Origin of the sequence: Daeguia caeni (assembly GCF_042653845.1) — a bacterium.
Lineage (GTDB): Bacteria > Pseudomonadota > Alphaproteobacteria > Rhizobiales > Rhizobiaceae > Brucella > Brucella caeni.
Genome location: NZ_JBHSEL010000058.1, coordinates 1 through 555, shown reverse-complemented (window position 1 = coordinate 555; position 555 = coordinate 1). Strand labels below are relative to the sequence as shown.

The following is a 555-nucleotide window of genomic DNA, read 5'->3' as shown; positions in this document are numbered from 1 at the left end:
TGGATTGTCTGAATGAGTTCTCCGAGATAGCGCCAAGTCTCCTCAATTGTTCGCTTTTGTGCGTTCCGCATCCAGTGTTTGATTTTAGAAAAGGCTTGCTCGATCGGATTGAGATCTGGTGAATAAGCTGGGAGAAACCATAGTCGCGCTCCGGCAGCTCGGATCATCTCGCGAATGGCTGCTGATTTATGAGAGCCAAGATTATCCATGATGACAATGTCACCTGGTTTGAGGGTCGGCACGAGTATCTGCTCGACATAGGCTCGAAAACTTACGCCATTTATGGGACCATCAAAGACGCAGGGTGCTGTCAGTTGGTCGCTGCGCAATGCGCCAAGAAATGTCAAAGTACGCCAATGACCATGTGGCGCATAACTGCGTAAACGCTTGCCTTTCACACCCCATCCCCGCAGCGGTGTCATATTGGTCTTTATCCAGGTCTCATCAATGAATACCAGCCGGGCTGGATCTAGGAGGGATTGCCTTGATCTCCAGCGCTCGCGTCTTCGTGCTATATCCGTACGCGCCTGCTCAATGGCAAACAGCGTTTTTTTT

At 50.5% G+C, this 555-nt stretch carries 1 protein-coding gene; it reads right to left on the bottom strand.

Features of this window, described 5'->3' with window-relative positions; translation table 11 throughout:
- On the bottom strand, positions 1 to 555 hold a 555-nt coding region (locus ACFO1V_RS09360; protein WP_380075078.1), incomplete at both ends, for an IS630 family transposase.